The organism is Comamonas brasiliensis (genome assembly GCF_018292285.1).
Taxonomy (GTDB): domain Bacteria; phylum Pseudomonadota; class Gammaproteobacteria; order Burkholderiales; family Burkholderiaceae_C; genus Comamonas; species Comamonas brasiliensis.
Genome location: NZ_JAANES010000003.1, coordinates 237,231 through 259,608 on the forward strand (window position 1 = coordinate 237,231; position 22,378 = coordinate 259,608).

The 22,378-nt window shown below is 61.4% G+C and carries 23 protein-coding genes; all 23 read right to left on the bottom strand.

All coding sequences use genetic code 11. The annotated features are described in order from the left end of the window. Positions 1-2 precede the first annotated feature (2 nt). On the bottom strand, positions 3-1,058 hold the full coding sequence (locus tag DJFAAGMI_RS13765) for a 6-phosphofructokinase (protein WP_059439919.1): 1,056 nt from the start codon (positions 1,056-1,058) through the stop codon (positions 3-5). Positions 1,059-1,170: 112 nt separating this feature from the next. Further along, positions 1,171-2,952 carry an ABC transporter ATP-binding protein/permease gene (locus DJFAAGMI_RS13770; protein WP_211457571.1) on the bottom strand — a complete coding sequence of 594 codons (1,782 nt, stop codon included), beginning with the start codon at positions 2,950-2,952 and terminating at the stop codon, positions 1,171-1,173. 193 nt (positions 2,953-3,145) lie between these two features. Beyond that, positions 3,146-4,249 carry a beta-N-acetylhexosaminidase gene (nagZ, locus tag DJFAAGMI_RS13775; protein ID WP_211457572.1) on the bottom strand — a complete coding sequence of 368 codons (1,104 nt, stop codon included), beginning with the start codon at positions 4,247-4,249 and terminating at the stop codon, positions 3,146-3,148. Between the two features lie 58 nt (positions 4,250-4,307). Then, entirely contained in the window at positions 4,308-4,703 is a 396-nt protein-coding gene (gene acpS, locus DJFAAGMI_RS13780; RefSeq protein ID WP_211457573.1) for a holo-ACP synthase, read from the bottom strand. Between the two features lie 64 nt (positions 4,704-4,767). Beyond that, the gene (locus DJFAAGMI_RS13785; RefSeq protein ID WP_211457574.1) at positions 4,768-5,541 is read right to left on the bottom strand and encodes a pyridoxine 5'-phosphate synthase; all 774 of its coding nucleotides are present in this window, start codon (positions 5,539-5,541) and stop codon (positions 4,768-4,770) included. Beyond that, positions 5,538-6,317 carry a DNA repair protein RecO gene (gene recO / locus DJFAAGMI_RS13790; protein WP_211457575.1) on the bottom strand — a complete coding sequence of 260 codons (780 nt, stop codon included), beginning with the start codon at positions 6,315-6,317 and terminating at the stop codon, positions 5,538-5,540. Before recO ends, DJFAAGMI_RS13785 begins: the two co-directional genes overlap by 4 nt. Positions 6,318-6,462: 145 nt before the next feature. Then, positions 6,463-7,566, bottom strand: a complete 1,104-nt coding sequence (gene era / locus DJFAAGMI_RS13795; protein WP_003057966.1) for a GTPase Era — start codon at positions 7,564-7,566, stop codon at positions 6,463-6,465. After that, complete coding sequence (gene rnc, locus DJFAAGMI_RS13800) at positions 7,563-8,246, bottom strand: ribonuclease III (RefSeq protein WP_003057967.1); 684 nt, start codon at positions 8,244-8,246, stop codon at positions 7,563-7,565. The genes era and rnc overlap by 4 nt, the downstream gene beginning before the upstream one ends. A 9-nt stretch (positions 8,247-8,255) precedes the next feature. After that, positions 8,256-8,606 carry a DUF4845 domain-containing protein gene (locus DJFAAGMI_RS13805; protein WP_167005760.1) on the bottom strand — a complete coding sequence of 117 codons (351 nt, stop codon included), beginning with the start codon at positions 8,604-8,606 and terminating at the stop codon, positions 8,256-8,258. A gap of 72 nt (positions 8,607-8,678) precedes the next feature. Then, positions 8,679-9,656 (bottom strand): signal peptidase I, encoded by a 978-nt coding sequence (lepB, locus tag DJFAAGMI_RS13810; RefSeq protein ID WP_003057970.1) that lies wholly within the window; start codon positions 9,654-9,656, stop codon positions 8,679-8,681. Beyond that, positions 9,656-11,464, bottom strand: a complete 1,809-nt coding sequence (gene lepA, locus DJFAAGMI_RS13815; RefSeq protein WP_043007709.1) for a translation elongation factor 4 — start codon at positions 11,462-11,464, stop codon at positions 9,656-9,658. The genes lepB and lepA overlap by 1 nt, the downstream gene beginning before the upstream one ends. Before the next feature lie 428 nt (positions 11,465-11,892). After that, positions 11,893-13,395, bottom strand: coding sequence for a DegQ family serine endoprotease (locus DJFAAGMI_RS13820; protein WP_211457576.1), 1,503 nt, complete (start codon positions 13,393-13,395; stop codon positions 11,893-11,895). Positions 13,396-13,655: 260 nt separating this feature from the next. Next, positions 13,656-14,444: a sigma-E factor negative regulatory protein gene (locus DJFAAGMI_RS13825; protein ID WP_211457577.1), complete on the bottom strand. Its 789-nt coding sequence runs from the start codon at positions 14,442-14,444 to the stop codon at positions 13,656-13,658. A gap of 27 nt (positions 14,445-14,471) precedes the next feature. Next, positions 14,472-15,101: an RNA polymerase sigma factor RpoE gene (gene rpoE, locus DJFAAGMI_RS13830; protein WP_003064186.1), complete on the bottom strand. Its 630-nt coding sequence runs from the start codon at positions 15,099-15,101 to the stop codon at positions 14,472-14,474. Positions 15,102-15,139: 38 nt separating this feature from the next. Continuing rightward, the gene (locus DJFAAGMI_RS13835) at positions 15,140-15,622 is read right to left on the bottom strand and encodes a hypothetical protein (protein ID WP_211457578.1); all 483 of its coding nucleotides are present in this window, start codon (positions 15,620-15,622) and stop codon (positions 15,140-15,142) included. 124 nt (positions 15,623-15,746) lie between these two features. Next, on the bottom strand, positions 15,747-16,994 hold the full coding sequence (fabF, locus tag DJFAAGMI_RS13840; RefSeq protein WP_003057981.1) for a beta-ketoacyl-ACP synthase II: 1,248 nt from the start codon (positions 16,992-16,994) through the stop codon (positions 15,747-15,749). Between the two features lie 36 nt (positions 16,995-17,030). Next, positions 17,031-17,270, bottom strand: coding sequence for an acyl carrier protein (acpP, locus tag DJFAAGMI_RS13845; protein WP_003058049.1), 240 nt, complete (start codon positions 17,268-17,270; stop codon positions 17,031-17,033). A gap of 159 nt (positions 17,271-17,429) precedes the next feature. Beyond that, a complete protein-coding gene (gene fabG / locus DJFAAGMI_RS13850; RefSeq protein WP_211457579.1) occupies positions 17,430-18,173 on the bottom strand; it encodes a 3-oxoacyl-ACP reductase FabG in 744 nt (247 codons plus the stop codon). Further along, entirely contained in the window at positions 18,170-19,114 is a 945-nt protein-coding gene (fabD, locus tag DJFAAGMI_RS13855; RefSeq protein WP_211457580.1) for an ACP S-malonyltransferase, read from the bottom strand. Before fabD ends, fabG begins: the two co-directional genes overlap by 4 nt. 51 nt (positions 19,115-19,165) lie before the next feature. After that, positions 19,166-20,146: a beta-ketoacyl-ACP synthase III gene (locus DJFAAGMI_RS13860; protein ID WP_043007685.1), complete on the bottom strand. Its 981-nt coding sequence runs from the start codon at positions 20,144-20,146 to the stop codon at positions 19,166-19,168. Between the two features lie 8 nt (positions 20,147-20,154). After that, on the bottom strand, positions 20,155-21,195 hold the full coding sequence (plsX, locus tag DJFAAGMI_RS13865) for a phosphate acyltransferase PlsX (RefSeq protein WP_050872210.1): 1,041 nt from the start codon (positions 21,193-21,195) through the stop codon (positions 20,155-20,157). Positions 21,196-21,392: 197 nt separating this feature from the next. Beyond that, entirely contained in the window at positions 21,393-21,575 is a 183-nt protein-coding gene (gene rpmF / locus DJFAAGMI_RS13870; protein WP_003058062.1) for a 50S ribosomal protein L32, read from the bottom strand. Between the two features lie 241 nt (positions 21,576-21,816). Then, a complete protein-coding gene (locus DJFAAGMI_RS13875) occupies positions 21,817-22,371 on the bottom strand; it encodes a YceD family protein (RefSeq protein ID WP_114862969.1) in 555 nt (184 codons plus the stop codon). Positions 22,372-22,378: the final 7 nt, after the last annotated feature.

Here is a 22,378-nt window from a genome sequence, read left to right on the forward strand (position 1 = left end):
GCTCAGGCCTCGCCAAAGCAAATTCCGATATCGCGCGCCATGGTCAGCAGCGGGCTGTCCAGCGGCACGGTGCGCTGGGTATTGGCCACATCGGCAATCGCCACACTGCCGATGCGGCCGTTCTGCAGCGTGACCATATGGCCCAGCTGGCCGCCCAGCACCAGCTGCGCCGCATGGTGGCCGAACTGCGTGGCCAGTACCCGGTCAAACGGCGTCGGATCGCCGCCGCGCTGCACATGTCCCAGCACCGTGGTGCGCACCTCGCTCTGGAGATGAGGTTGCAGGCGCTCGCGCAGCACATGGCCGACGCCGCCCAGGCGCACGGGGTCGGGACTGTGTGCGATCCGTTCGCGCACCGTCAGGCTCTGGCCGCTTTCCTTGGCCCCCTCGCCGATGCAGATGATGGTGTAGCGCTGACGCCGCTCGCGCTCCTGGCAGACCTTGATGATGGACTGCAGGTCGTAATCGATCTCGGGCAGCAAAATGATGTCGGCAGCACCGGCGATGCCGGACTCCAGCGCCAGCCAGCCCGCGTGGCGACCCATGGTCTCCACGATCATCACCCGGTGGTGGCTCATGGCCGTGCTCTCGATGCGGCGCAGGCTTTCGGTCACCGTGGCCACGGCCGTATCGAAGCCAAAGCTGCGCTCGCAATTGGCAATGTCGTTATCGATGGTCTTGGGCACGCCCACGCATTGCAGTCCCACCTGCGCCAGGCCATGGGCCAGGCTCATGGTGCCGTCACCGCCGATGGCGACCACCACATCCAGTGCCAGCGCCTGAACGTTACGCCCCACCTGGGCCAGCGTGGCCGCATCGCGCAATGGATTGGCGCTGTTGCTGGTGCCCAGGATCGTGCCACCGATATGCAGAATGCCGCTAACCTCGTCCCAGCTCAGCGCTCTGACGCGCGGACTGGCATCCATCAGCCCTTCAAAGCCGTCGGCAATGCCCAGTACCTCGCACTGGCCATGGTTGATCAGGGACTTGGTGACCGCACGGATCACCGCATTGAGGCCGGGGCAATCGCCGCCACCGGTCAGCACACCAACGCGCATGGGCTCGCTCTCCAAAGATTCTCGAATGCACATCATCCCACGAGAAAGTCGCCGCCAAAGCCTCCCGGGCCTGCACTGCGGTTGAGACTGCCTGTCCTCGAACCCGCCTGCTTCAGCGGCTTCCGGGCAGGTCGGCCTCCCGGATCCCTTGCTGCGGCTGCAGCAGCCAGCGGGCCGTGTGGAACTCCGTCACGCTGTCGCGGTGCGCCACCGAAACCAGTGCCCCGCCTTTGCTCTGCACCAGTTGCACCAGCCGGCTGTAGATCTGGGCTTCGGCGGCATTGTCCAGCGCGCTCGTGGCCTCGTCCGCAAACACCCAGGCCGGACGCTTGAGCAGGACCCGCGCCACGGACAGCCGCTGCTGCTCGCCTCCCGACAAGCTGCTGTTCCAGGCCGCCTGGCTGTCCAGCCGCTCCTGCAGCTGCGGCAGCTGCGCTTCGCGCAAGACCTGTTTGAGCTCGGCATCGCTGTAGCTTGCCGCCGGCTCCGGATAGGCCAGGGCATCGCGCAGGCTGCCGTCGGGAAAATAGGGACGCTGAGGAATGAACATGGCGTCCAGAGGCCGCTCCACCTGGCCTCGCGCATAGGGCCAGATGCCCGCAAACGTCCGCAGCAAGGTGGACTTGCCGCTGCCCGAGGGCCCGCTGATCAACAGCCTCTGGCCCGGGCGTATCTGCAGCCCGGCGTCCGCCACGATGGGGTTTCCTGCGGGCAGTGATACATCGAGATTCCGGGTCTGCAGCTGGTTCGACGCTGCAAGCTGTACGCCAACCGGGTGCTCCTCCTGCTCGCGCAGGCTCTCGTCGAAACCGGCCAGACGCAAGGTCGTGGCCCGCCAGGCCGCGATATCGGAGTAGTTGTTGACGATCCAGCTCAGCGAGTCCTGCACCTGATTGAAGGCCGAGCCTATCTGCATCAGCTGACCCAGCTGGATGGCGCCACTGAAAAAACGCGGTGCGGCAATGATGAAGGGAAAGACCACGGCCGCCTGGCCGAAGAAATTGGTAAACCAGCCCAGGCTCTTCTGCTTCTTGATCAGGTTCAGGTAGTTGCCCAGGGCATCGCCAAAACGCAGGCCGATCTGCGTCCCCTCGACACGCTCGCCACCGTCCAGGGCGATGGCTTCGGCGTGCTCGCGCACGCGGATCAGGTGGTGGCGGAAATTGGCCTCCAGCTGCTGCTGGCGGCTGTTGAGCCAGACCTGGGGTTTGCCGATCCAGAAAGTGATCGCACTGCCGACCAGGCAATACAGCACCGCCATCCAGACCATGAAGCCGGAAACCTGCAGCTGCCCGCCGCCGAACAGGGCAGGCAGACCGATATCGACGACGGAACTCAGGCCCCACAGAATGCCGACGAAGCTCACAAAGGTGACGGCCGCATTCAGCAGCCCCATGGACAGCGACACGGTATAGGTGGTGAACAGATTCAGGTCCTCCTGAATCCGCTGGTCGGGGTTGTCGGGGGCCTTGGCATGGCCGTCCACGCCATAGCGCCCCAGCTCCAGCCGATAGAACGCCTTGGCCGACAGCCAGCGCTGCAACATGTGCTCGGTCAGCCAGCGCCGCCAGTTGAGCTGCAGCAACTGCGTCAGATAGAACTTGTAGACCGCGATGACGATATACACCAGGGCCAGCCAGAGAAAGCGCCAGAGCTGCTGCCAGAACACCTCGGCCTGCTTGTTCTGCAATGCGTCATAGAACACCCGGTTCCATTCATTGATCTGCACCAGCATGAACACCGCAGCGAGATTGAGGCCCACGATGGCGGCCAACAGCCCCCAGGCCTTCCATTTCTCCTCGGACTGAAAATAGGGCCGGGTCAGGGAAAAGGCCTGGCGCAGCACGCCTGGCCGGTGTTTGCAGGACTCAGGTCCTGGGCTCTTGGAATTCATGCGGACTTTCGGTGATTCATGAACAGCTGGCGCCGCGGCGATGCCGCTGCCAGGCTCCTGAGCTCACCCTAAGCCGGCTGGCTGAGGCCAGACTTAAATGCCGGCAGCCGCCCTGCCCGGCCTTCGAAAGACATAAAAAAATCCGCTGCCCTTGCGTCAAAGGCAGCGGATGGCGGGGCCGGCTCAGTGCCGCCTAGGGCAACAGATCCAGCGCCTGCAGATAGGCGGGCTGGCGCATCAGATCGTCCCAGGCCTGGGGCTCGGTGTCGGGCAGCAGCGAGACACGGCGCGATTCGGAGTCGATATCTGGCACCCAGCGGCCATCGCGCAGCGCGGCATCCATGCCGTCCAGCAACTCGTCCACATGCTCGCCCAGACCCAGGCTCTGGTTGCACAGCAGCACCATGTCGCAGCCCGCATTCAGGGCCGTCAACGCGGCATCGGTGTAGCTGATGAGTGCGCCATCGATGCGGCGTGCGCCCTCCATGCTGAGGTCGTCGCTGAAAATGGCTCCGTCATAACGCAAACGGGCGCGCAGGATGTCCTTGAGCCATTTCTCGCTGAAGCCTGCCGGGCGCTTGTCCACCTTGGGATAGATCACATGGGCGGGCATGACGGCGGTCAGCACGCTGGACAGCCAGGGATAGGGAGCGGCGTCTTCGTCGAGAATGGTCGTCAGGCTGCGCTTGTCGACGGGAATGTCCACATGCGAATCGGCCTTCACAAAACCATGGCCGGGGAAGTGCTTGCCGCAGTTGCCCATGCCAGCCTGCAACAGGCCGTGCATCAGGCTCCTGGCCAGAGCGGCCACCACGCGCGGGTCGCGGTGAAAGCTGCGGTCGCCGATGACCGAGGATTCTCCATAGTCCAGATCCAGCACGGGCGTGAAGCTGAAATCCACACCACAGGCGCGCAGCTCCGTACCCAGCACATAGCCGGCGGCCGTGGCGGCGTTCATGGCGCGCATGGCACCGCTGCCTTCACGGTATTTCTTGCCTTGACCGCTGCGCACGCCGTCATCCATCCACATCTCGCCAAAGGCGCGCATCGGCGGGATGTGCGTGAAGCCATCGGTGCGAAAGCGCTGCACGCGGCCGCCCTCGTGGTCCACGCTGATCAGCAGGTCGGGCTTGACGGCCTTGATATCGGCGCACATCTGGACCAGCGCGCTGCGGTCCTGCCAGTTGCGCTTGAAGAGAATGATGCCGCCCACCAGCGGATGGGCCAGGCGCGCGCGGTCCACATCGGTCAGCGATGTGCCGGCAATATCAATGATCAGAGGTGCATGCATGCTCATGAAGTACTTTGTTTTTGATAGCTGCTAGCGCTTATCCATCAAGCGCCAGTACCACATTTCATTCTTTTCTTTCGACGACACAAAAGCTGGCTGCGTAGTCGGACTCATCGGTGACGGACAGGTGCGCCGTCAGATTGTTCTTCTCAAACCACTCCTTGAGTTCGCCATGCAGACGAATCGCAGGCTGGCCGCTGGGCAGCTTGATGACTTCGCAATGGCGCCAGGTCATGGGCATGACCATGCCCATTCCCACGGCCTTGCTGAACGCTTCCTTGGCAGAAAAGCGCGTGGCCAGATAACGGATGCCGCGCTCGGGCCAGCGCTCGCTGCGCGCCTTCCAGGTCGCCAGTTCGCCATCGGCCAGAACCTTGCGGGCAAAGCGCTCGCCATGCTTTTCCAGGCTGGCGCGAATGCGGCGCACATCGCAGATATCGGTGCCGATGCCGTAAATCATCCATGACTCCTTATAGAGAAAAATGCCTCAAACGCTTATCTACAAAGCGTTAGCAGCTATCTTTTCAGGAATTCTTGCCTGCCATGCCTGAGTCGATACACGCCTGATAGGCCTTGACGGTCTCGGCATAGCCCAGCTCCAGCGCATCGGCGATCAGGGCATGGCCGATGGAGACTTCGGCCAGACCCGGCACCCGGGCCACAAAGGCGGCCAGATTGTCGCGGTTCAGGTCATGGCCGGCATTGATGCCCAGCCCGGCGTCCAGCGCGGCCTGCGCGGCCCTGGCATAGGTTTGCAGTTGCTGCTCCTGCTCGGCCTTGCCCCAGTTGGCGGCAAAGGGCTCGGTGTAGAGCTCCACGCGGTCGGCGCCGACGGCCTTGGCAGCCGCCATCTGCTCGGGGATGGGGTCCATGAACAGGCTCACGCGCACGCCCAAGGCCCTGCATTCGGCAATCAGCGGCTTGAGGCGCTCGGCATCCTGGGGAAAGCTCCAGCCATGGTCGCTGGTGAACTGGTCTTCGCTGTCGGGCACGAAGGTGGCCTGATGGGGACGCGTCTGGCGGATGAAATCCATCAGGTTCTGCGTGGGATTGCCTTCGATATTGAATTCGGCCTCAGGCCAGCTCTTGAGCAGCTCGTGCAGCTCGAACACATCCTGCGCACGGATATGGCGCTCGTCGGGACGCGGGTGGATGGTGATGCCCTGCGCTCCCGCTTCAAGGCAGATCTGCGCCGCACGCGTCACCGATGGAATGCCCAGATGGCGGGTGTTGCGCAACAGCGCCACCTTGTTGACATTGACCGAAAGCGCGGTGCGTGGGAAGGCAGAGGTATTCATAGCGATTGCAGATCCATCATCAGCTGGCGGGTGCGCAGCATGGTTGAGCCGCAATGGTATTGCAGAAGATGGCGCAATTGCGGCTTCAGGGCCTGGGCCACTTCGGGCGCGGCCAGCGCATTCAGGGTTCGCGGAAACGGCTGCTCGGCCTGCAGCGCCAGCTCTATGCCCTGCCACTGCAGGCCGGTCAGCGCCGCGCGTTCGTAGCCTGCGGCCTGGCGCAGGCCGCCATCGGCCACCAGGGTGTAGCGCAAAACACTGTTGAGCTGGCTGAGCGTGGTGCTTTCCTGCCTCAGATCGGGCAGATGGCCGAGCTCGCGCAGCAGCACCAGCTCGAAGGCGCGCAGCACGGGCTCGATGGCCTCGGTCGTGCCGCCATGCTGGCCCGCCAGCACGCGCACCACACCGGCATAGATGTCGAACAGCGCCGCATACGGGTCGTCGCGCGCCAGCAGACGCAGCAGCAGCTCGTTCAGGTACATGCCCGACCACAGCGCATCGCCCTGGGGCATGACATGGCCGCCCGCCCATTCAGCGCCCTTGAGCGTGTGAATCTCGGCATTGCCCTCCGCCCCCAGCGTGTAGCTGAGCTTGAGCGGCTGCAGCGGCAGCAGCACAGGGCGAAAGTTGGAGGTATGGCGCTTGACGCCCTTGGCCGCGAGCGCCACCCGCCCGCGATGGCGTGTGAACACCTCCAGGATCAGGCTGGATTCACTCCAGTCGTACTGGTGCAGGATGTATGCGGGTTCGTCGCCGACGCGTTTGGCGCTAGCCATGACTTGCTCCGTACCACAACAAAAATGTGAAGGAGGCGGTTTTGCCGCCGGGCCGCCCCAAGGCAAAACCCGGCCTAAGCCGGGTCAGGACCCCCTCGGGGGGCGGCGAGCACACGCAGTGAGCGAGTGTGGGGGTCAAGAAGTTTTACTCGTAGCCGAAGGATTTGACCCGGGCCTCGTCGTCGGCCCAGCCGGACTTGACCTTGACCCAGACTTCGAGGAACACCTTGGCATTGAGCAGCTTTTCCAGCTCCTGGCGGGTTTCGGTGGAGATGCGCTTGAGGCGCTCGCCGCCCTGGCCGATCACCATGGCCTTGTGGCCGTCGCGCTCGACCACGATGGTGGCGGCAACGCGCATGAAGCGGCCGAACTTGGGGCTCGGCTCCTCCTCGAACTTGTCGATGACCACCGTCGAGGTATAGGGCAGCTCGTCGCCCGTGAAGCGGAACAGCTTCTCGCGCAGGGTCTCGGAAGCCAAAAACTTCTCGCTGCGGTCGGTCAGTTCGTCCTCACCGTAGAACCAGGGCTGCTGCGGCAGGTATTTGGCGCAGATGCCATACATGCGCTCGATATCCTTTTTGTTCTTGGCCGACATGGGCACGAACTCGGCAAAAGGATGACGCTCCTGCATATCGCGCAGCCAGGGCGCGATCTCGGCGCGGCGCCCCACGGTGTCGAGCTTGTTGGCGATCAGGAGCGTGGGAATGCCGGGCTTGAAAAGGCTCAGCACCTTGGCATCGGCCAGCGTGAAGCTGCCCGCCTCCACCACGAACAGGATCAGGTCCACATCGCCGATCGCGCCCATCACGGTCTTGTTGAGCGACTTGTTCAGGGCGGTGGAATGCTTGGTCTGGAAACCGGGGGTATCCACAAAGACGAACTGGGTCTCGTCCTTGGTGCGGATGCCGGTGATGCGGTGGCGCGTGGTTTGGGCCTTGCGCGACGTGATGGAGATCTTCTGGCCTACCAGCGCGTTCATCAGCGTGGACTTGCCCACGTTGGGCTTGCCGACGATGGCGATCAGGCCGCAGCGCTGCTCTTCGGGCGCGTAGACGCGTGCCGGAGCCTCTTCCTCCTGGTCGCGGATGGCAGTCGGCGTGCTGCCGGGCTTGGCAGCGGCCAGCATGGCGCTGATGTAGTCCAGGCTGGGGTCGCTGATATCGGTAGTCACAGACTTGGGGCCTTTCTGGCCCTTGGCTTTTTCTGCACCTGCGGTGCCCGCTATCTTTTTCTTAGCAGCATCGGTCATGGATTTTTGGCTTTCACTTTTTCCAGCAAGGCAGCGGCAGCTGCCTGCTCGCCCATGCGACGGGATGCTCCCGAGCCCTGGGCGCTGATATTCCATTCGGCAATCGTGCACTCGACCTTGAAGGTCTGCTTGTGCGCCGCGCCACTGATTTCCACCACATGGTATTGCGGCAGCTTCATGCGCTTGCCCTGTAGCAATTCCTGCAGTGCGGTCTTGGGGTCTTTGTCGGCCGCACGCATATGGGGGTTGATGTCCACGCCCTCGAAGAGGTGGTGAACGACTTTCTCGCCCGCGGCAAAGCCGGCATCGAGGTATACGGCACCGATCAGCGCCTCCACGGCATCGGCCAGGATGGACGGGCGCTGCTTGCCACCGGACTTGGCCTCGCCCTCGCCCAGACGCAGCAGATCGGGCAGCTGCAGCTTCAGCGCGATCTTGTGCAGCGTGCCTTCCTTGACGAGATTGGCCCGAACACGCGAGAGATCGCCTTCGGGCATGGAGGCTAGCTTGGCATAGAGCAAGCTGGAGATGGCCAGACTGAGCACCGAGTCGCCCAGAAACTCCAGTCGCTCGTTGTTGTCGGCCGAAAAGCTGCGGTGCGTGATGGCACGCTGCAGCAGCGCCGGATTGGCAAATTGATGTTGCAGCCTTTGCTGCAGAGCGACTAGAGCAGGTTCCACCTGAAAGGTCTATTTCTTGAAACGGTAAACAAGGTAGGCAGGGCCTGCCAGATGAATCTCACGGGAATACTCGAAGCCCACGACGATCTTGTCGTTGACCTTGGTCACGTTCAGATCGTTGCCGGTGATGGACTTGAAGTCATCAATGGAGGCCGAACGATCGAAGCTGGCCTTGACTTCGGCAACGGTACTGCCTTCAGCGGCGGCCTTGTTGGCCGCCTTGGTGATGGCCTGGTACTCCAGGAAGACGGGCACCGATTGTGCGCCAATTGCGGCAACCGCCACGATGATGGCCACGAGAAACACCAGACCGATGAAGGACAGACCACGCTGCCTGGAGCGCATTGCCAGATTTTTCATGCTTTTCCCCTCTCAAGCCGGGCATGTTCCTGCCCGTGTATCCCAGAAAAATGACGAAACGATTGCCGGTGCTCAGTGGAAACGGCCGATACGGCTCAGATCACCGAAGTTCATCCAGACAAAGAATGCCTTGCCCACGATGTTCTGGTCCGGCACAAAGCCCCAGTAGCGCGAATCCAGCGAGTTGTCGCGGTTGTCGCCCATCATGAAGTAATAGCCTTCGGGTACCTTGCAGGTCACGCCTTCAACGCTGTAGCGGCAGTTTTCCTTGTACTCGAAGTTGCTCGCCCCCTGAATGAAGGCCGGCACATCGTTGTTGACGATGGCACGGTGCGGCTGCTCGCCAAGGGTTTCCTCGAACTGCTTGAAGTAACGCATCACGTCGCGGTCCAGAAAGTCCGGCAGATCGCGCACAGGCAGCTCCTTGCCGTTGATGCTCAGGCGCTTGTTGATATAGGCCACTTCATCACCGGGCACACCCACCACACGCTTGATGTAGTCCAGCGTGGGTTGGGGGGGGTAGCGGAACACCATCACATCGCCACGCTGGGGCTTGTTGCCTTCGGTGATCTTCTTGTTGATCACGGGCAGACGGATGCCATAGGTGAACTTGTTGACCAGGATCAGGTCGCCCACCATCAGCGTCGGAATCATGGAGCCCGAGGGAATCTTGAACGGCTCGAACAGGAAGGAACGCAGCACGAAGACGATGGCGATCACCGGGAACAGACCGGCAGTCCAGTCCAGCCACCAGGGTTGCATGAGAATGCGACCTTTGGCGTCTTCGGAGACTTCGATGTCAGTCTTGGCAATGCCCATGCGGTCCAGCTCGGCGCGGCGCTCAACGGCAGCCTGCTCCAGCGCGGCCGCAGCCGCCCGGCGCCGAGGCCAGAAGTAAAAGCGCTCGGCCAGCCAGTACACACCGGTCACCACGGTTGCCAGAAACAGCAGCAATGCGAAGTTGCCTTCGATGGAGCCGGTGTACCAGGCCGCGATATAGCCTACAAAGGCCGCCAGGATGGCGGCCGTGATCCACTGCATGACTTGCATCAATCCTCCACTTGCAGAATGGCCAGGAAGGCTTCCTGCGGCACTTCTACCGAACCGATCTGCTTCATACGCTTCTTGCCGGCCTTCTGCTTTTCGAGCAGCTTGCGCTTACGCGTGATGTCGCCGCCGTAGCACTTGGCCAGCACGTTCTTGCGCATGGCCTTGACGGTCTCACGCGCAATGATGTTGGCGCCGATGGCGGCCTGAATGGCCACGTCGAACATCTGGCGGCTGATGATCTCGCGCATCTTCGCCACCACGGCACGGCCGCGATAGACGGACTGCGAGCGGTGCACGATGATGGACAGGGCGTCGACCTTCTCGCCGTTGAGCAAGATATCGACCTTCACCACATCGGACGCGCGATATTCCTTGAATTCGTAGTCCATGGAGGCATAGCCGCGCGAGACGCTCTTGAGCTTGTCGAAGAAGTCCAGCACGATTTCGCCCAGCGGCATCTCGTAGGTCAGCATGACCTGACGACCGTGGTACTGCATATTCATCTGCACGCCACGCTTCTGGTTGGCCAGCGTCATCACCGGACCCACATAGTCTTGCGGCATGTACAGGTGCACGGTCACGATGGGCTCGCGGATCTCCTGGATGCGGCCGATATCGGGCATCTTGGAGGGGTTCTCCACGTCGATCAGCTCGCCATCGCCCTTGATCACCTGGTAGACCACGCTGGGGGCCGTGGTGATCAGATCCTGGTCGAATTCACGCTCCAGTCGCTCCTGCACGATTTCCATGTGCAGCAGACCCAGGAAGCCGCAGCGGAAGCCAAAGCCCAGCGCCTGCGAGACCTCGGGCTCGAACTGCAGCGCCGCATCATTGAGCTGCAGCTTTTCCAGCGCATCACGCAGCTGGTCGTATTCAGAGGCTTCGGTGGGGTACAGACCCGCGAAAACCTGGGGCTTGACCTCCTTAAAGCCCGGCAGAGGCTTCTCGGCAGGACCCAGGTTGTTGGGCAGCTTTTTTTCCAACGTGATGGTGTCACCGACCTTGGCGGCCTTCAGCTCCTTGATGCCGGCAATGATGTAGCCCACCTCGCCGGCCCTGAGCATCTCGCGCGGCTGGTTGGCCGGGGTGAACACGCCGATGTTGTTGGCTTCATAGGCAGCTCCGCTGGCCATCATCTTGAAGCGCTCATTCTTCTTGAGCTCGCCATCCACCACGCGCACCAGCATCACGACGCCCACATAGGGATCGAACCAGCTGTCCACGATCATGGCACGCAGAGGGCCATCGGGATTGCCCTTGGGAGCCGGCACCTTGGCCACGATGGCTTCCAGAATCTCGTCGATGCCCATGCCGGTCTTGGCCGAACAGGGAATGGCGTCGCTGGCATCGATACCGATCACGTCCTCGATCTCGGCCTTGGCATTCTCGGGATCGGCCTGAGGCAGGTCCATCTTGTTGAGGACGGCGAACACCTCCACGCCCAGGTCAAGCGCGGTGTAGCAATTGGCCACGGTCTGGGCTTCCACGCCCTGAGAGGCATCGACCACCAGCAGACCGCCTTCGCAGGCCGACAACGAGCGCGAGACTTCGTAGGAGAAGTCCACGTGGCCGGGGGTATCGATCAGGTTCAGGTTGTAGACCTGCCCGTCCTTGGCCTTGTATTGCAGGGCCGCGGTCTGGGCCTTGATGGTGATGCCGCGCTCTTTCTCGATGTCCATCGAGTCCAGCACCTGGGCTTCCATATCGCGGTCGGCGAGGCCTCCGCAGCGCTGGATCAGGCGGTCCGCCAGCGTGGACTTGCCATGGTCGATATGCGCAATGATGGAGAAATTACGGATGTGATTCATCAACGAGAAAGACAGCTTGGAATTGAAAAAAGTGGCCTGCAGCAGCAAGAAAAAAGGGCGCGTCCCTCAAGCGGCGCGCCCTTAACCAACAATCTCTGGCAACTGCGATAGTTGGGACTTTATTGTAGGCAAAACTGGCCGCAAACCAAGACCCAGCAAGGCTTGACAAGTTCCGGTTTGTGATTTTCAAATTCATTTATCAACAAATTATCCACAGACCGAAAAACGCCGTTTAGCCATCAGTAGCAGGAGATTGCAAAGGCTTTTGCACCGCTTGAAAACCGCTTGTCAGCGTGATTTTTTGCGTCCAACCACCATGCATTTGCGTGGGATTCTACCCAATGGCATAGGGGCACTGGCAGGCTGAGGGCTTGTTGCCATTTCAGATCGCGAAATGACAACAAGCTCTTGCCGACTTTTCATTACCCTTATTTGGCAGGGCGAATGAGCACATATTGCGCCCAGTCACCTCGGCGTACCAGCACATTCACGGGTTTGGACTTGTCGGCCTTGGCCCAGGCCGCCTCGAAGCTCTTGAGATCGGAGACTTCCACGTTGGCCAGTTGCAGGATCACATCGCCCTCGCGCAGGCCGGCACGGGCTGCAGCATCCACCGCAGCCGACACGCGCACGCCGCCCTTGATGGCCAACTCCTTCTTCTGCGCAGCCGTCAGCTCGCTCAGCGTCAGGCCCAGAGCCTTGTTCTCCAGCGTGCCGGAGGGAGGAGTCTTGCCTGCCCCGCCGCTGCCGGCCTTGGCCTTGGCAGATTCGTCGGAAGGCACCTCGGCAATCACCATGCTCAGCTCCTTGAGCTTGCCGCGGCGCAGCACGGTAATGGTGCTCTTGGTGCCGGGCTTGGTATTGCCCACGAGACGCGGCAGATCGGAGACCTTCTCGATGGCCTTGCCATCGAACTTGGTGATCACGTCACCCGCCTCCACACCGGCCTTGGCCGCAGGAGAGTCCGGCTCGACAGCCGACACCAGTGCGCCTTCGGGCTTGCCAAGGCCGATGGACTCGGCTACATCCTTGGTCACGGGGCCGATCTGCACGCCGATACGGCCGCGCGTGACCTTGCCGGTGGCACGCAGCTGATCGCTGACACGGATTGCTTCATCCACGGGAATCGCAAAGCTGATGCCCATGAAGCCGCCCGAACGGGAGTAGATCTGGCTGTTGATCCCCACCACCTCGCCTCGCATATTGATCAGCGGGCCACCCGAGTTGCCGGGGTTGATGGCCACATCGGTCTGGATAAAGGGCAGATAGTCACCGGTATCGCGCTGCTTGGCCGAGACAATGCCGGCCGTCACCGAGTTTTCGAGTCCGAAGGGCGAGCCAATCGCCATGACCCACTCGCCCACGCGCAGCTTGCTCACATCACCGATCTTGACTGCGGGAAGGCCTTTGGCATCGATCTTGACCACGGCCACATCGGTGCGCTTGTCCGCGCCGACTATCTTTGCCTTGAACTCGCGTTTGTCGGTCAGCGTGACGATGACCTCATCGGCGCCATCGACCACATGGGCATTGGTCATCACGTAGCCATCGGCTGTGAGGATGAAGCCCGAGCCCACGCCACGCGGCTGCTCTTCCTCGGACTGGCCGCCCTTGGGCGTGCGCTGGCGCGGCACATTGGGCACGGGCAGGCCGAAGCGGCGGAAGAACTCCAGCATGTCTTCATCCATGCCCAGGGCTTCGGCGCTGTTGTTGGAGACCTTCTCCAGCGTTCGGATGTTGACCACCGAAGGGCCGACCTGATCGACCAGATCCGTGAAGTCCGGAAGGCCGCGCGCCGTTGCAGCACTTTGGGCATGGGCGGCGGTGACCGGCAGCATGACTCCTGCGGCCAGGGCCGCGACTGCCATGGCGCTGGCAAGGGCTGTAGCCGAAACACGGGACTTGAACGTCATCCGGGCGGGTGTGCGCATCGTTTCTATTCCTTGTTCGAATCGTCTGACACAAGCGGTCATGAAATCAGACCCATGAGAGAAAGCGGGTAGGAGCGTCGAACGTTCATTCTGGCAAAAGCCGGCATCGGCCGAAAGTGCCCTGCCCCATCGAATTGACCGCAGATGAGACAGCATCTGCGGTCAAATGTATTGAAATCAATAGCAGCTTGCGTAGTCTGCGCAAGACTCAAGGCTGAAAAGCCATGAATCCAGACGGAGGGCCACCATACCGAGAAGCATCAATGGCGGGTAGTCGTGGCAAAGCTTGCATTGCGCAGGAAGCTGGCCGGCATCTGCAGATTCGGTGCGCTGCTTTGCTGAGGGTGCGAAGCCAGCAATTCGTCCAGGCGCGGATCACGCAGCATCACGGTCTGGCCGTTGGGGCCGGCAACTGCCACCACGGTGGACGATTGGGCTTCCGAGCTCAGCGGCATGACCGCTTCCTCAGTGCCGGAGACCGGCTGGCTCAAACCCAGCGATGCGGCGGGCGCGGCAGCCACGACGACATTCGGGCTCAGAGCCGCAAGCTGAGCGCCACCCTGGCGACCGTACAGGCCGCCAGAGCCCGCGAGCATCGCGCCCCACCCCACGGCGGCCACGGCAGCCACCGAGGCAAAGCCGGCTGCCATCTTCCAGCGAAAGACGGATGCATTGGCCGCCTGACGACCGGGCAGGCTGACCACGGTTGCGCCATTGCCCAGCGCCCGCTCGCGTTCCTCGGCAGCTGTGATCTGCTCCAGACTGCCCAGACCCAGGGAACTTGCCGCATCTGCGCTCACACCGGGCAGATGAATGCCACGGATAGGCTCGCGCTCCATATGGGCGCGCACACCGCTCAAAATATCGTGCTGACTGTGATGAGCCAGCTCGGGAGAACGCAGCACATCGCCAATCAGGTGATACATGGCCCAGGACTGCTGGCCTTCGTCGCTTTCCGCATAGGAAAGCACGGCCTGCATCTGGACCGAGGTAGCCTCGCCATCCACCAGGGCCGACAACTGTTCCTGCTTGATCAGATCGTCATTCATGAAGTTCACCTGCTCGTCTTGCCTGTACTACCAACGCTTCCCGCCCTGGCGCTCCAGCAGGGGCTTGACCCTGGCCGAGATCGCCTCGCGTGCCCGAAAGATGCGCGAGCGCACCGTGCCTATGGGACAGTCCATCGCCTGAGCGATTTCTTCATAGCTGAGCCCTTCGATTTCACGTAGGGTGACCGCCTGACGCAAATCCTCGGGCAAAGCTTCCATGGCGGCATTGACGGCTTCGGCAATTTCACGCGCCGCCAATACTGTTTCCGGGGTTTCCTGAGTCGTTAGTTCCTGTCTGTGAACAGAAGTTTCATCCTCATCATCCCCAGTGTGTAACGCGCTCTCGGTCATCACCGGCGAGCGATGCATTTCCATCAAGGCCTTCTTGGCCGTGTTGACGGCGATGCGGTACAGCCAGGTATAGAACTGGGCCTCGCCGCGAAACTGGTGCAAGGCCTTGTAGGCGCGGATGAAGGTTTCCTGCGTGATATCAGGCACCAGATCGACATCGCGCACCATGCGGCCCACCAGACGTTCGATGCGACGCTGGTATTTGATGACCAGCAGCTCAAAAGCCCGTGTGTCGCCAGCATTGGCTCGTTCGACCAGAGCCAGATCGCTGTCGGCAGAGGGAGTGGGGAAATCGGGTGGTGTCATGAAAGGCCAAGCGGCGTGCTGCCATAACCGGCGAAGGCCTAGCCTTGCTCTGCCAGCGGCACGATGGAGGAATATACCGCACGCCGCAAGTCTCCCCATTGCTCGGGGCTGTGTCGCTGAGACAGGAAAATCCATAGCACTCTGCGCCTGCCGCCCTTGGCCCTGAGCACCACGACATCCGAAACGCTGAGCCAAAGCCAGTGACCGCCATCAAGCCCCACTCCCAGCCGCACGGGCAATGACTGTGCAGTTGACAGGTTTTTGGCCTCCAGCGACCAATGCCCGCCATTCCAGAGCAGACGTCCTTGAGGCCAGTTACGCCACTGTGCGCAAAGCAGCACCGCGGCCAACGCCAGAGCCGACAGGGTCAGCAGCAGTTGTAGACCGTTTTCCCTTGCCTGCAGACACCAGGCCAGCAGGACCGTCAAAAGGCCTGCCCCAATCAACAGCAGCACCCCGACGGCCCAGACTGGCCGCTCGAAGACGTAGGCAACGGCGGGAGCATGGTAGCGAGCACTCATGGGCAGACCATGTGCGAAAACCCGGCTGCCGCAAAGCTAGGGAAAGCACGATCAGCCCGCACATGGAACAAAGCCCGCAAGGCCTGGGCCTGTGCGGGCTTGTACAGAAGCGGCTCGAAGCGACTTAGACGCGCTTGAAAACCAGCGTGCCGTTGGTGCCGCCGAAACCGAAGTTGTTCTTCACAGCCACTTCCAGCTTGGCGTCACGCGCCGTGTTGGCGCAATAGTCCAGATCACACTCGGGATCCTGGTTGATCAGGTTGATGGTCGGGGGAATCTTCTGGTCGTGCAGCGCCATCACGGTGAAAACGCTCTCGATGCCACCCGCGCCACCCAGCAGGTGACCCGTCATGGACTTGGTCGAGCTGACCACCAGATTCTTCTTCGCAAACTCGCCCATGGCCGCCTTGATGGCATTGGACTCGTTCGCATCGCCCAGCGGCGTGGACGTGCCATGCGCATTCAGGTAATTGACCTGATCCTGGTTCACACCGGCATTGCGCAAAGCATTGAGCATGGCGCGGCGGGGGCCATCCATGTTGGGAGCCGTCATGTGACCGGCATCGGCACTCATGCCAAAGCCTGCCAGCTCCGCGTAAATCTTGGCGCCACGGGCCTTGGCGTGTTCGTACTCTTCGAGCACCAGCACACCGGCACCTTCGCCGAGTACAAAGCCGTCACGGTCCTTGTCCCAGGGGCGCGAGGCAGCCTTGGGGTCGTCGTTGCGCGTGGACAGCGCACGCATGGCAGCAAAGCCGCCAACACCCAGAGGCGAGACAGTGGCTTCCGTGCCACCGGCCACGACGATGTCCGCATCGCCGTATTCGATCATGCGTCCGGCTTCGCCGATGCAGTGCAGACCTGTGGTGCAGGCTGTCACGATCGACAGATTCGGCCCCTTGAAGCCAAATCGCATGGACACATGCCCTGCCACCATATTGATGATGGAAGCAGGCACGAAGAACGGCGTGATGCGGCGAGGACCGCGGGCAGCCAGTTCTGCGTGAGTGTTCTCGATCAGCGGCAGGCCGCCAATGCCCGAGCCGATCACGCAGGCAATGCGTGTGGCTAGGTCTTCGGACAGGGCTTCGCCTGTGGGCAGGCCTGCGTCCAGAACGGCTTGCTCCGCAGCCGCGATGCCGTAATGAATGAAGGTATCCATGGAGCGCGCATCTTTGGCGCTCATGTACTTCTCCACATCAAATCCCTTGACCTCACCCGCAATCTTGCAGGAGAAGTTCGACGCATCGAACTTGGTGATGAGGTCAATACCGGACTGGCCGGCCAAAAGATTGGCCCAGGCTTCGCCCACCGTGTTACCCACGGGGGAGATGCAGCCCAGACCGGTCACGACAACGCGACGACGGCTCATGCGTTCAAACCTTTAACTGATCGCTGAAAAAAGACCTTAGGCCTTTTGGTGGGTATTGGCGTAGTCGATGGCGTTTTGCACCGTCGTGATCTTCTCTGCGTCTTCGTCAGGGATCTCGATGCCGAATTCATCTTCCAGGGCCATCACCAGTTCCACTGTGTCCAGGGAGTCAGCGCCCAGGTCAGCCACGAAGGCCTTTTCGTTGGTCACTTGGGACTCTTCAACGCCGAGTTGTTCAGCAATGATTTTTTTGACACGTGCTTCGATATCGCTCATGGTTTCCCTCAGGGGGTTGTGAATGAACCCGCGATTCTAGCCGTTTCGGGAGAAGCCCCTTGGCGGCTGGCCGTCGCGAGGAAACGGCCACTGAACTTGCAAAAATGTTCAGCCTCTGGCAGCAAGTGTGGCAAACACCACGCTAGCTGCCGAAATCTCTTACATGTACATGCCGCCGTTGACGTGCAATTCCTGCCCCGTCACATAGCCGGCACCGGCAGAGGCCAGATAGGCCACGGCATGTGCGATGTCGCTGGGTTGACCCAGGTCGCCCATGGCGATCTGCGCCTTGAGCGCAGCCTTCTGCGCCTCTGGCAGGTCTGCCGTCATGTCCGTGGCGATGAAGCCGGGAGCCACGCAGTTCACGGTGATGCCGCGGCTGCCCAGTTCCTTGGCCAGAGCACGGGTCATACCTGCCACACCGGCCTTGGCTGCCGCGTAGTTGGCCTGACCGGCATTGCCCGAGGCACCCACCACGCTGGTGATGCTGATGATGCGGCCGAAACGCTGCTTCATCATGGGGCGAATAGCCGCACGGCTGACTCGGAAAACAGCCTTCAGATTGGTGTCGGTGACGGCATCCCAGTCGTCATCCTTCATGCGCATGGCCAGGGTGTCGCGCGTGATGCCGGCATTGTTGACCAGCACATGCAGGCCGCCGTCGTTCTTGACGATGGAGTCGATCAGGGCATCCACGGCAGCGCCGTCGGTCACGTTCAGCATGACACCGCGGCCGCCGAAGGCGGACAGCGCCTGGCTGATCTTCTCGGCACCGGCATCCGAGGTGGCCGTACCGATCACTTGATAGCCCTTGGAGGCCAGCTCCTGCGCGATGGCGGCACCAATGCCACGAGTGGCTCCGGTGACCAGGGCAACCTGGGGCTTGGTCTGGTTATCAGTCATGCGAGCAATTCTTTCACGTCAGCCAGGGTGGCTGTATCAAACAGGGGAGCACCCGTCAGGTCGGCGTCAATACGCTTGACCATGCCGGCCAGCACCTTGCCGGGTCCACATTCCACGATATGGGTCACGCCGCGCGCCTTGATGGCCTGCACGCATTCCACCCAGCGCACCGGGCCAAAGGCCTGACGGTACAGGGCATCACGAATCGAATCAGCGTCCGTCTGGACGGTGACGTCGATATTGTTGATGACGGGAATCAAGGTGGTAGCCAACGTCAGTTCGGCCAGCGCGGCCTTGAGCTTTTCTGCAGCGGGCTTCATCAGGCTGGAGTGGAAAGGCGCGGAGACCGGCAGAGGCAGGGCGCGCTTGGCACCGGCCGCCTTGACCGCTTCACAGGCTTTTTCCACGGCCAACTTGCTGCCAGCGATCACGGTCTGACCGGGATCGTTGAAGTTCACGGCTTCCACCACTTCGGCGCCGCCCAGCTGGGCCGTCACCTCGGCGCAGACCGCCTTTACCTTTTCGGCATCCAGCGCCAGCACGGCCGCCATGCCGCCCGTGCCCACGGGCACAGCATCCTGCATGGCTGCGGCGCGCAGACGCACCAGGGGAGCGGCCTGAGCCAGCGTCAGTACGCCGGACGCAACCAGCGCCGAGTACTCACCCAGGGAGTGACCAGCCACTGCATCGGGCAGCGCACCGCCCTCGGCCTGCCAGACACGCCAGGCCGCCACACCGGCCACCAGCATCACGGGCTGGGTATTGGTGGTCAGAGCCAGCGCTTCCTTGGGGCCTTGCTTGATCAGCAGACCTACATCCTCACCCAGAGCTTCGGAGGCTTCGGCCACGGTCTGAGCCACGACTGGATGATCACCCCAGCCGTCCAGCATGCCTACGGACTGAGAGCCCTGGCCAGGAAATACAAACGCGAATTTCTTCATATTTCTTAGTATAAAAACTGCCTTAAACGCTCATCCAGCTTGCGTTTATAGCTACATCTTGAGGAGCACAGCACCCCAGGTGAAGCCACCGCCCACACCTTCGAGCAGCACGGTCTGGCCTTTTTTGACCTGGCCGCTGCGCACGCCATGGTCCAGCGCCAGGGGAATCGAGGCCGCCGAGGTGTTGCCATGCTGATCGACGGTCACCACCACCTTGTCCATGGACAGCTTGAGCTTGCGCGCCGTGCTTTGCATGATGCGGATATTGGCCTGGTGCGGAATCAGCCAATCAATGTCGGCATCCGTCAGGCCCGCCTTTTCCAGCGCGGAGCGAGCAGCCTTGTCCAGCACGCTCACTGCCAGCTTGAACACGGCCTGACCGTCCATCTTGAGCAAGGGGTCGCCCAGCACGTTGCCGCCGGAGACGTTGCCAGGCACGCAGAGAATGCCGACATGGCTGCCATCGGCATGCAATTCGGTGGACAGGATGCCGGGCTCATCGGAGGCCTCCAGCACCACGGCGCCGGCGCCATCGCCGAACAGCACGCAGGTCGTGCGGTCGTTGAAATCCAGGATGCGGCTGAAGACTTCGGAGCCCACCACCAGCACGCGCTTGGCAGCGCCGGACTGGATCATGGAGTCCGCCACCGTCAGGGCATAGACGAAACCGCTGCACACCGCCTGCACATCAAAGGCAGGACAGCCATTGCTGATGCCCAGCTTGTGCTGAAGGATGGCTGCCGTCGAGGGAAACACCATGTCCGGTGTGGACGTGGCGACAATGATCAGATCGATGTCCGAAGCCTCTATGCCTGCAGCCTCGATGGCCTTGCGGCTGGCTTCCAGAGCCAGATCGCTGCTGGTCACATCGGGCTCGGCAAAGTGGCGAGCACGGATACCGGTGCGCTCGACGATCCATTCGTCCGAGGTTTCCAGGCCACGCTGAGCCAGCTCGGCTGCGAGGTCGTTATTGGTCAGGCGGCGGGGCGGCAGGTAACTGCCGGTGCCGATGATGCGTGCGTAGCGTCTCATGTCTTCTATCAGGGCGCCGAAGTTCCAGATTCCGTCTGCGCTGCCAGCAACAAGGGTGCGGCAGCAGCAATACGGCTGCGGACACGGTCAAGCAGGTTGTTGCGTGCCGCATCATACGCGCGGTTCAAAGCATGCTCGAATGCCATTGCATCGGCCGAGCCATGGCTTTTGAAGACCAGCCCGCGCAGACCCAGCAAGGCAGCGCCGTTGTAACGACGGTGATCGACACGCTTCATCAGCGCAGATAGCACCGGATAGGCAATGATGGCGGCAATCTTGGTGAAGATATTGCGTTTGAACTCCTCCTTGAGAATCCCCGAGATCATCGAGGCAACCCCCTCGGTGGTCTTGAGCGCAACGTTACCAACGAAACCATCGCACACCACAATGTCCACCACGCCCTTGAAGGTGTCGTTGCCCTCGACATTGCCGTAGAAGTTGAGATTGCCCGCATCGCCTGCAGCGCGCAGCAGCTCGCCGGCGCGCTTGATGACTTCGCTGCCCTTGATCAGCTCTTCGCCAATATTGAGCAGGCCGACGCTGGGCGCCTCGGTGTTCTTGAGCGCCGACACCAGGGCCGAGCCCATGACCGCAAACTGCAGCAGATGCTCCGCCGTGCAGTCCACATTGGCTCCCAGGTCCAGCATGGTGGTGTCGCTGCCCTTGGCATTGGGCAAACCAAAGGCAATGGCAGGACGGTCAATTCCATCCAGAGTCTTGAGCAGATAGCGCGAGATCGCCATCAGCGCTCCGGTATTGCCAGCAGACACTGCAGCCTGAGCCGCACCGTTCTTGACCTGCTGCACAGCCACGCGCATGGACGAGTCCTTTTTCTTGCGCAGGGCTATTTCAACGGGGTCATCCATGCTCACCACTTCCGTGGCGGGGACAACGGTCACACGCTCGTGCTTGAAGCCAGCCAACTCATCGGCCTTGCCGACCAGCAGCAGATGCGCATCGGGGTGTAAATTCAGAAACTGACGACACGCGGCCAGCGTGACGCGGGGGCCATGATCGCCCCCCATGCAGTCAACAGCCAAAGTAATCATGGGCGACTGACAGGTCCAATCGGGTTTGGGGTAATGAACTGAATGGTCCAGGGACCACCACAGGAGTTATCTGCAAAACCAGCCCTGGAATTGTGCAGCAAGGCCAGCCAAGGCTGATTTTGCAAATATCTCCCATAAAAACAAAAGCCTGCCGCTACAAAAAATGTAGCAACAGGCTTTGCGAATGCAGTCGTCGCTTAGGCTTCGGACTTGTTCTTCAGCACTTGACGGCCACGGTACACGCCGTTGGGGCTGATGTGGTGGCGCAGATGTGTCTCGCCGGTAGTGGCTTCGACAGCAATGCCAGGCACATTCAGTGCATTGTGCGAACGGTGCATGCCGCGCTTGGAGGGAGACTTCTTGTTTTGCTGAACAGCCATGATGGCTCCTGTGTATCTTGAAAGGGTTGGTAACACGACCCACACAGCAAGACCAGGCAAAAAAAACTCTGCCTTTCGACGCACCCACCGAGAGTAAGTGCGCCCTTGTCTGTGCAAGTCCTAAAAAAACGCGATCAGCCCATTAAAGACACGAGGGGGTTTCGCGCGAAGCTCACGATTATAGCGCAAACGCTTTTCGTGGCCTACGCAAAATCAAATCCCCACCGTGCTCCGGGCTGGATCAGTCGGCAGACTTGCCTACATTGAGAGATTGCAGCACTGCAAAAGGGTTCTCCTTTTGCTCATTGGCCTGCTCGAAGGCGTCATCGCTGACCTCCAGCTTGACGGGTACCGGGCAAACCTCATGGCGAGGCACCACCGGCACTTCCATCAGCAACTCGTCCTCGATCAGCTCCAGCAGATTGAACTCGCTGCTCAATGCCAGCACATCCTCATCGCTGTCGTCATCTTCCAGTTCTGCCGTCGCCTCGTCCGGAACGAAGCGAAATGACCGATCCACATAAAGGGGAATATCGGCCTCGGTCAGGCAGCGCTGGCAGGTCAGTGGCAAATCCACCTCGGCACTCAGGTGCAGCCACACATGGCCGCTGCCGCCCTTTTGCTCGACCAGTTCGCCTTCGGCTTCCCAGCGCACCAGGGGCTGCTCGCCAGTAATCGCCAGCGCATCGGCCGCCAGACGCTTGAAGTCCGACAATGGTGCCTGACCATGCAGATGACCTGCAGCCTGCGCGAAAGCACGCACGTCCAGCCGGGTCGCAGAAAAATCCTTGCTCATGCAGCCA

Coding starts and splice junctions, on each gene's coding strand:
- DJFAAGMI_RS13765 (WP_059439919.1), bottom strand. CDS start 1,058: ATGCGCGTTGGTGTGCTGACCGGTGGCGGCGATTGCCCCGGCCTCAAT.
- DJFAAGMI_RS13770 (WP_211457571.1), bottom strand. CDS start 2,952: ATGAATTCCAAGAGCCCAGGACCTGAGTCCTGCAAACACCGGCCAGGC.
- nagZ (WP_211457572.1), bottom strand. CDS start 4,249: ATGAGCATGCATGCACCTCTGATCATTGATATTGCCGGCACATCGCTG.
- acpS (WP_211457573.1), bottom strand. CDS start 4,703: ATGATTTACGGCATCGGCACCGATATCTGCGATGTGCGCCGCATTCGC.
- DJFAAGMI_RS13785 (WP_211457574.1), bottom strand. CDS start 5,541: ATGAATACCTCTGCCTTCCCACGCACCGCGCTTTCGGTCAATGTCAAC.
- recO (WP_211457575.1), bottom strand. CDS start 6,317: ATGGCTAGCGCCAAACGCGTCGGCGACGAACCCGCATACATCCTGCAC.
- era (WP_003057966.1), bottom strand. CDS start 7,566: ATGACCGATGCTGCTAAGAAAAAGATAGCGGGCACCGCAGGTGCAGAA.
- DJFAAGMI_RS13805 (WP_167005760.1), bottom strand. CDS start 8,606: ATGAAAAATCTGGCAATGCGCTCCAGGCAGCGTGGTCTGTCCTTCATC.
- lepB (WP_003057970.1), bottom strand. CDS start 9,656: ATGCAAGTCATGCAGTGGATCACGGCCGCCATCCTGGCGGCCTTTGTA.
- lepA (WP_043007709.1), bottom strand. CDS start 11,464: ATGAATCACATCCGTAATTTCTCCATCATTGCGCATATCGACCATGGC.
- DJFAAGMI_RS13820 (WP_211457576.1), bottom strand. CDS start 13,395: ATGCGCACACCCGCCCGGATGACGTTCAAGTCCCGTGTTTCGGCTACA.
- DJFAAGMI_RS13825 (WP_211457577.1), bottom strand. CDS start 14,444: ATGAATGACGATCTGATCAAGCAGGAACAGTTGTCGGCCCTGGTGGAT.
- rpoE (WP_003064186.1), bottom strand. CDS start 15,101: ATGACACCACCCGATTTCCCCACTCCCTCTGCCGACAGCGATCTGGCT.
- DJFAAGMI_RS13835 (WP_211457578.1), bottom strand. CDS start 15,622: ATGAGTGCTCGCTACCATGCTCCCGCCGTTGCCTACGTCTTCGAGCGG.
- fabF (WP_003057981.1), bottom strand. CDS start 16,994: ATGAGCCGTCGTCGCGTTGTCGTGACCGGTCTGGGCTGCATCTCCCCC.
- acpP (WP_003058049.1), bottom strand. CDS start 17,270: ATGAGCGATATCGAAGCACGTGTCAAAAAAATCATTGCTGAACAACTC.
- fabG (WP_211457579.1), bottom strand. CDS start 18,173: ATGACTGATAACCAGACCAAGCCCCAGGTTGCCCTGGTCACCGGAGCC.
- fabD (WP_211457580.1), bottom strand. CDS start 19,114: ATGAAGAAATTCGCGTTTGTATTTCCTGGCCAGGGCTCTCAGTCCGTA.
- DJFAAGMI_RS13860 (WP_043007685.1), bottom strand. CDS start 20,146: ATGAGACGCTACGCACGCATCATCGGCACCGGCAGTTACCTGCCGCCC.
- plsX (WP_050872210.1), bottom strand. CDS start 21,195: ATGATTACTTTGGCTGTTGACTGCATGGGGGGCGATCATGGCCCCCGC.
- rpmF (WP_003058062.1), bottom strand. CDS start 21,575: ATGGCTGTTCAGCAAAACAAGAAGTCTCCCTCCAAGCGCGGCATGCAC.
- DJFAAGMI_RS13875 (WP_114862969.1), bottom strand. CDS start 22,371: ATGAGCAAGGATTTTTCTGCGACCCGGCTGGACGTGCGTGCTTTCGCG.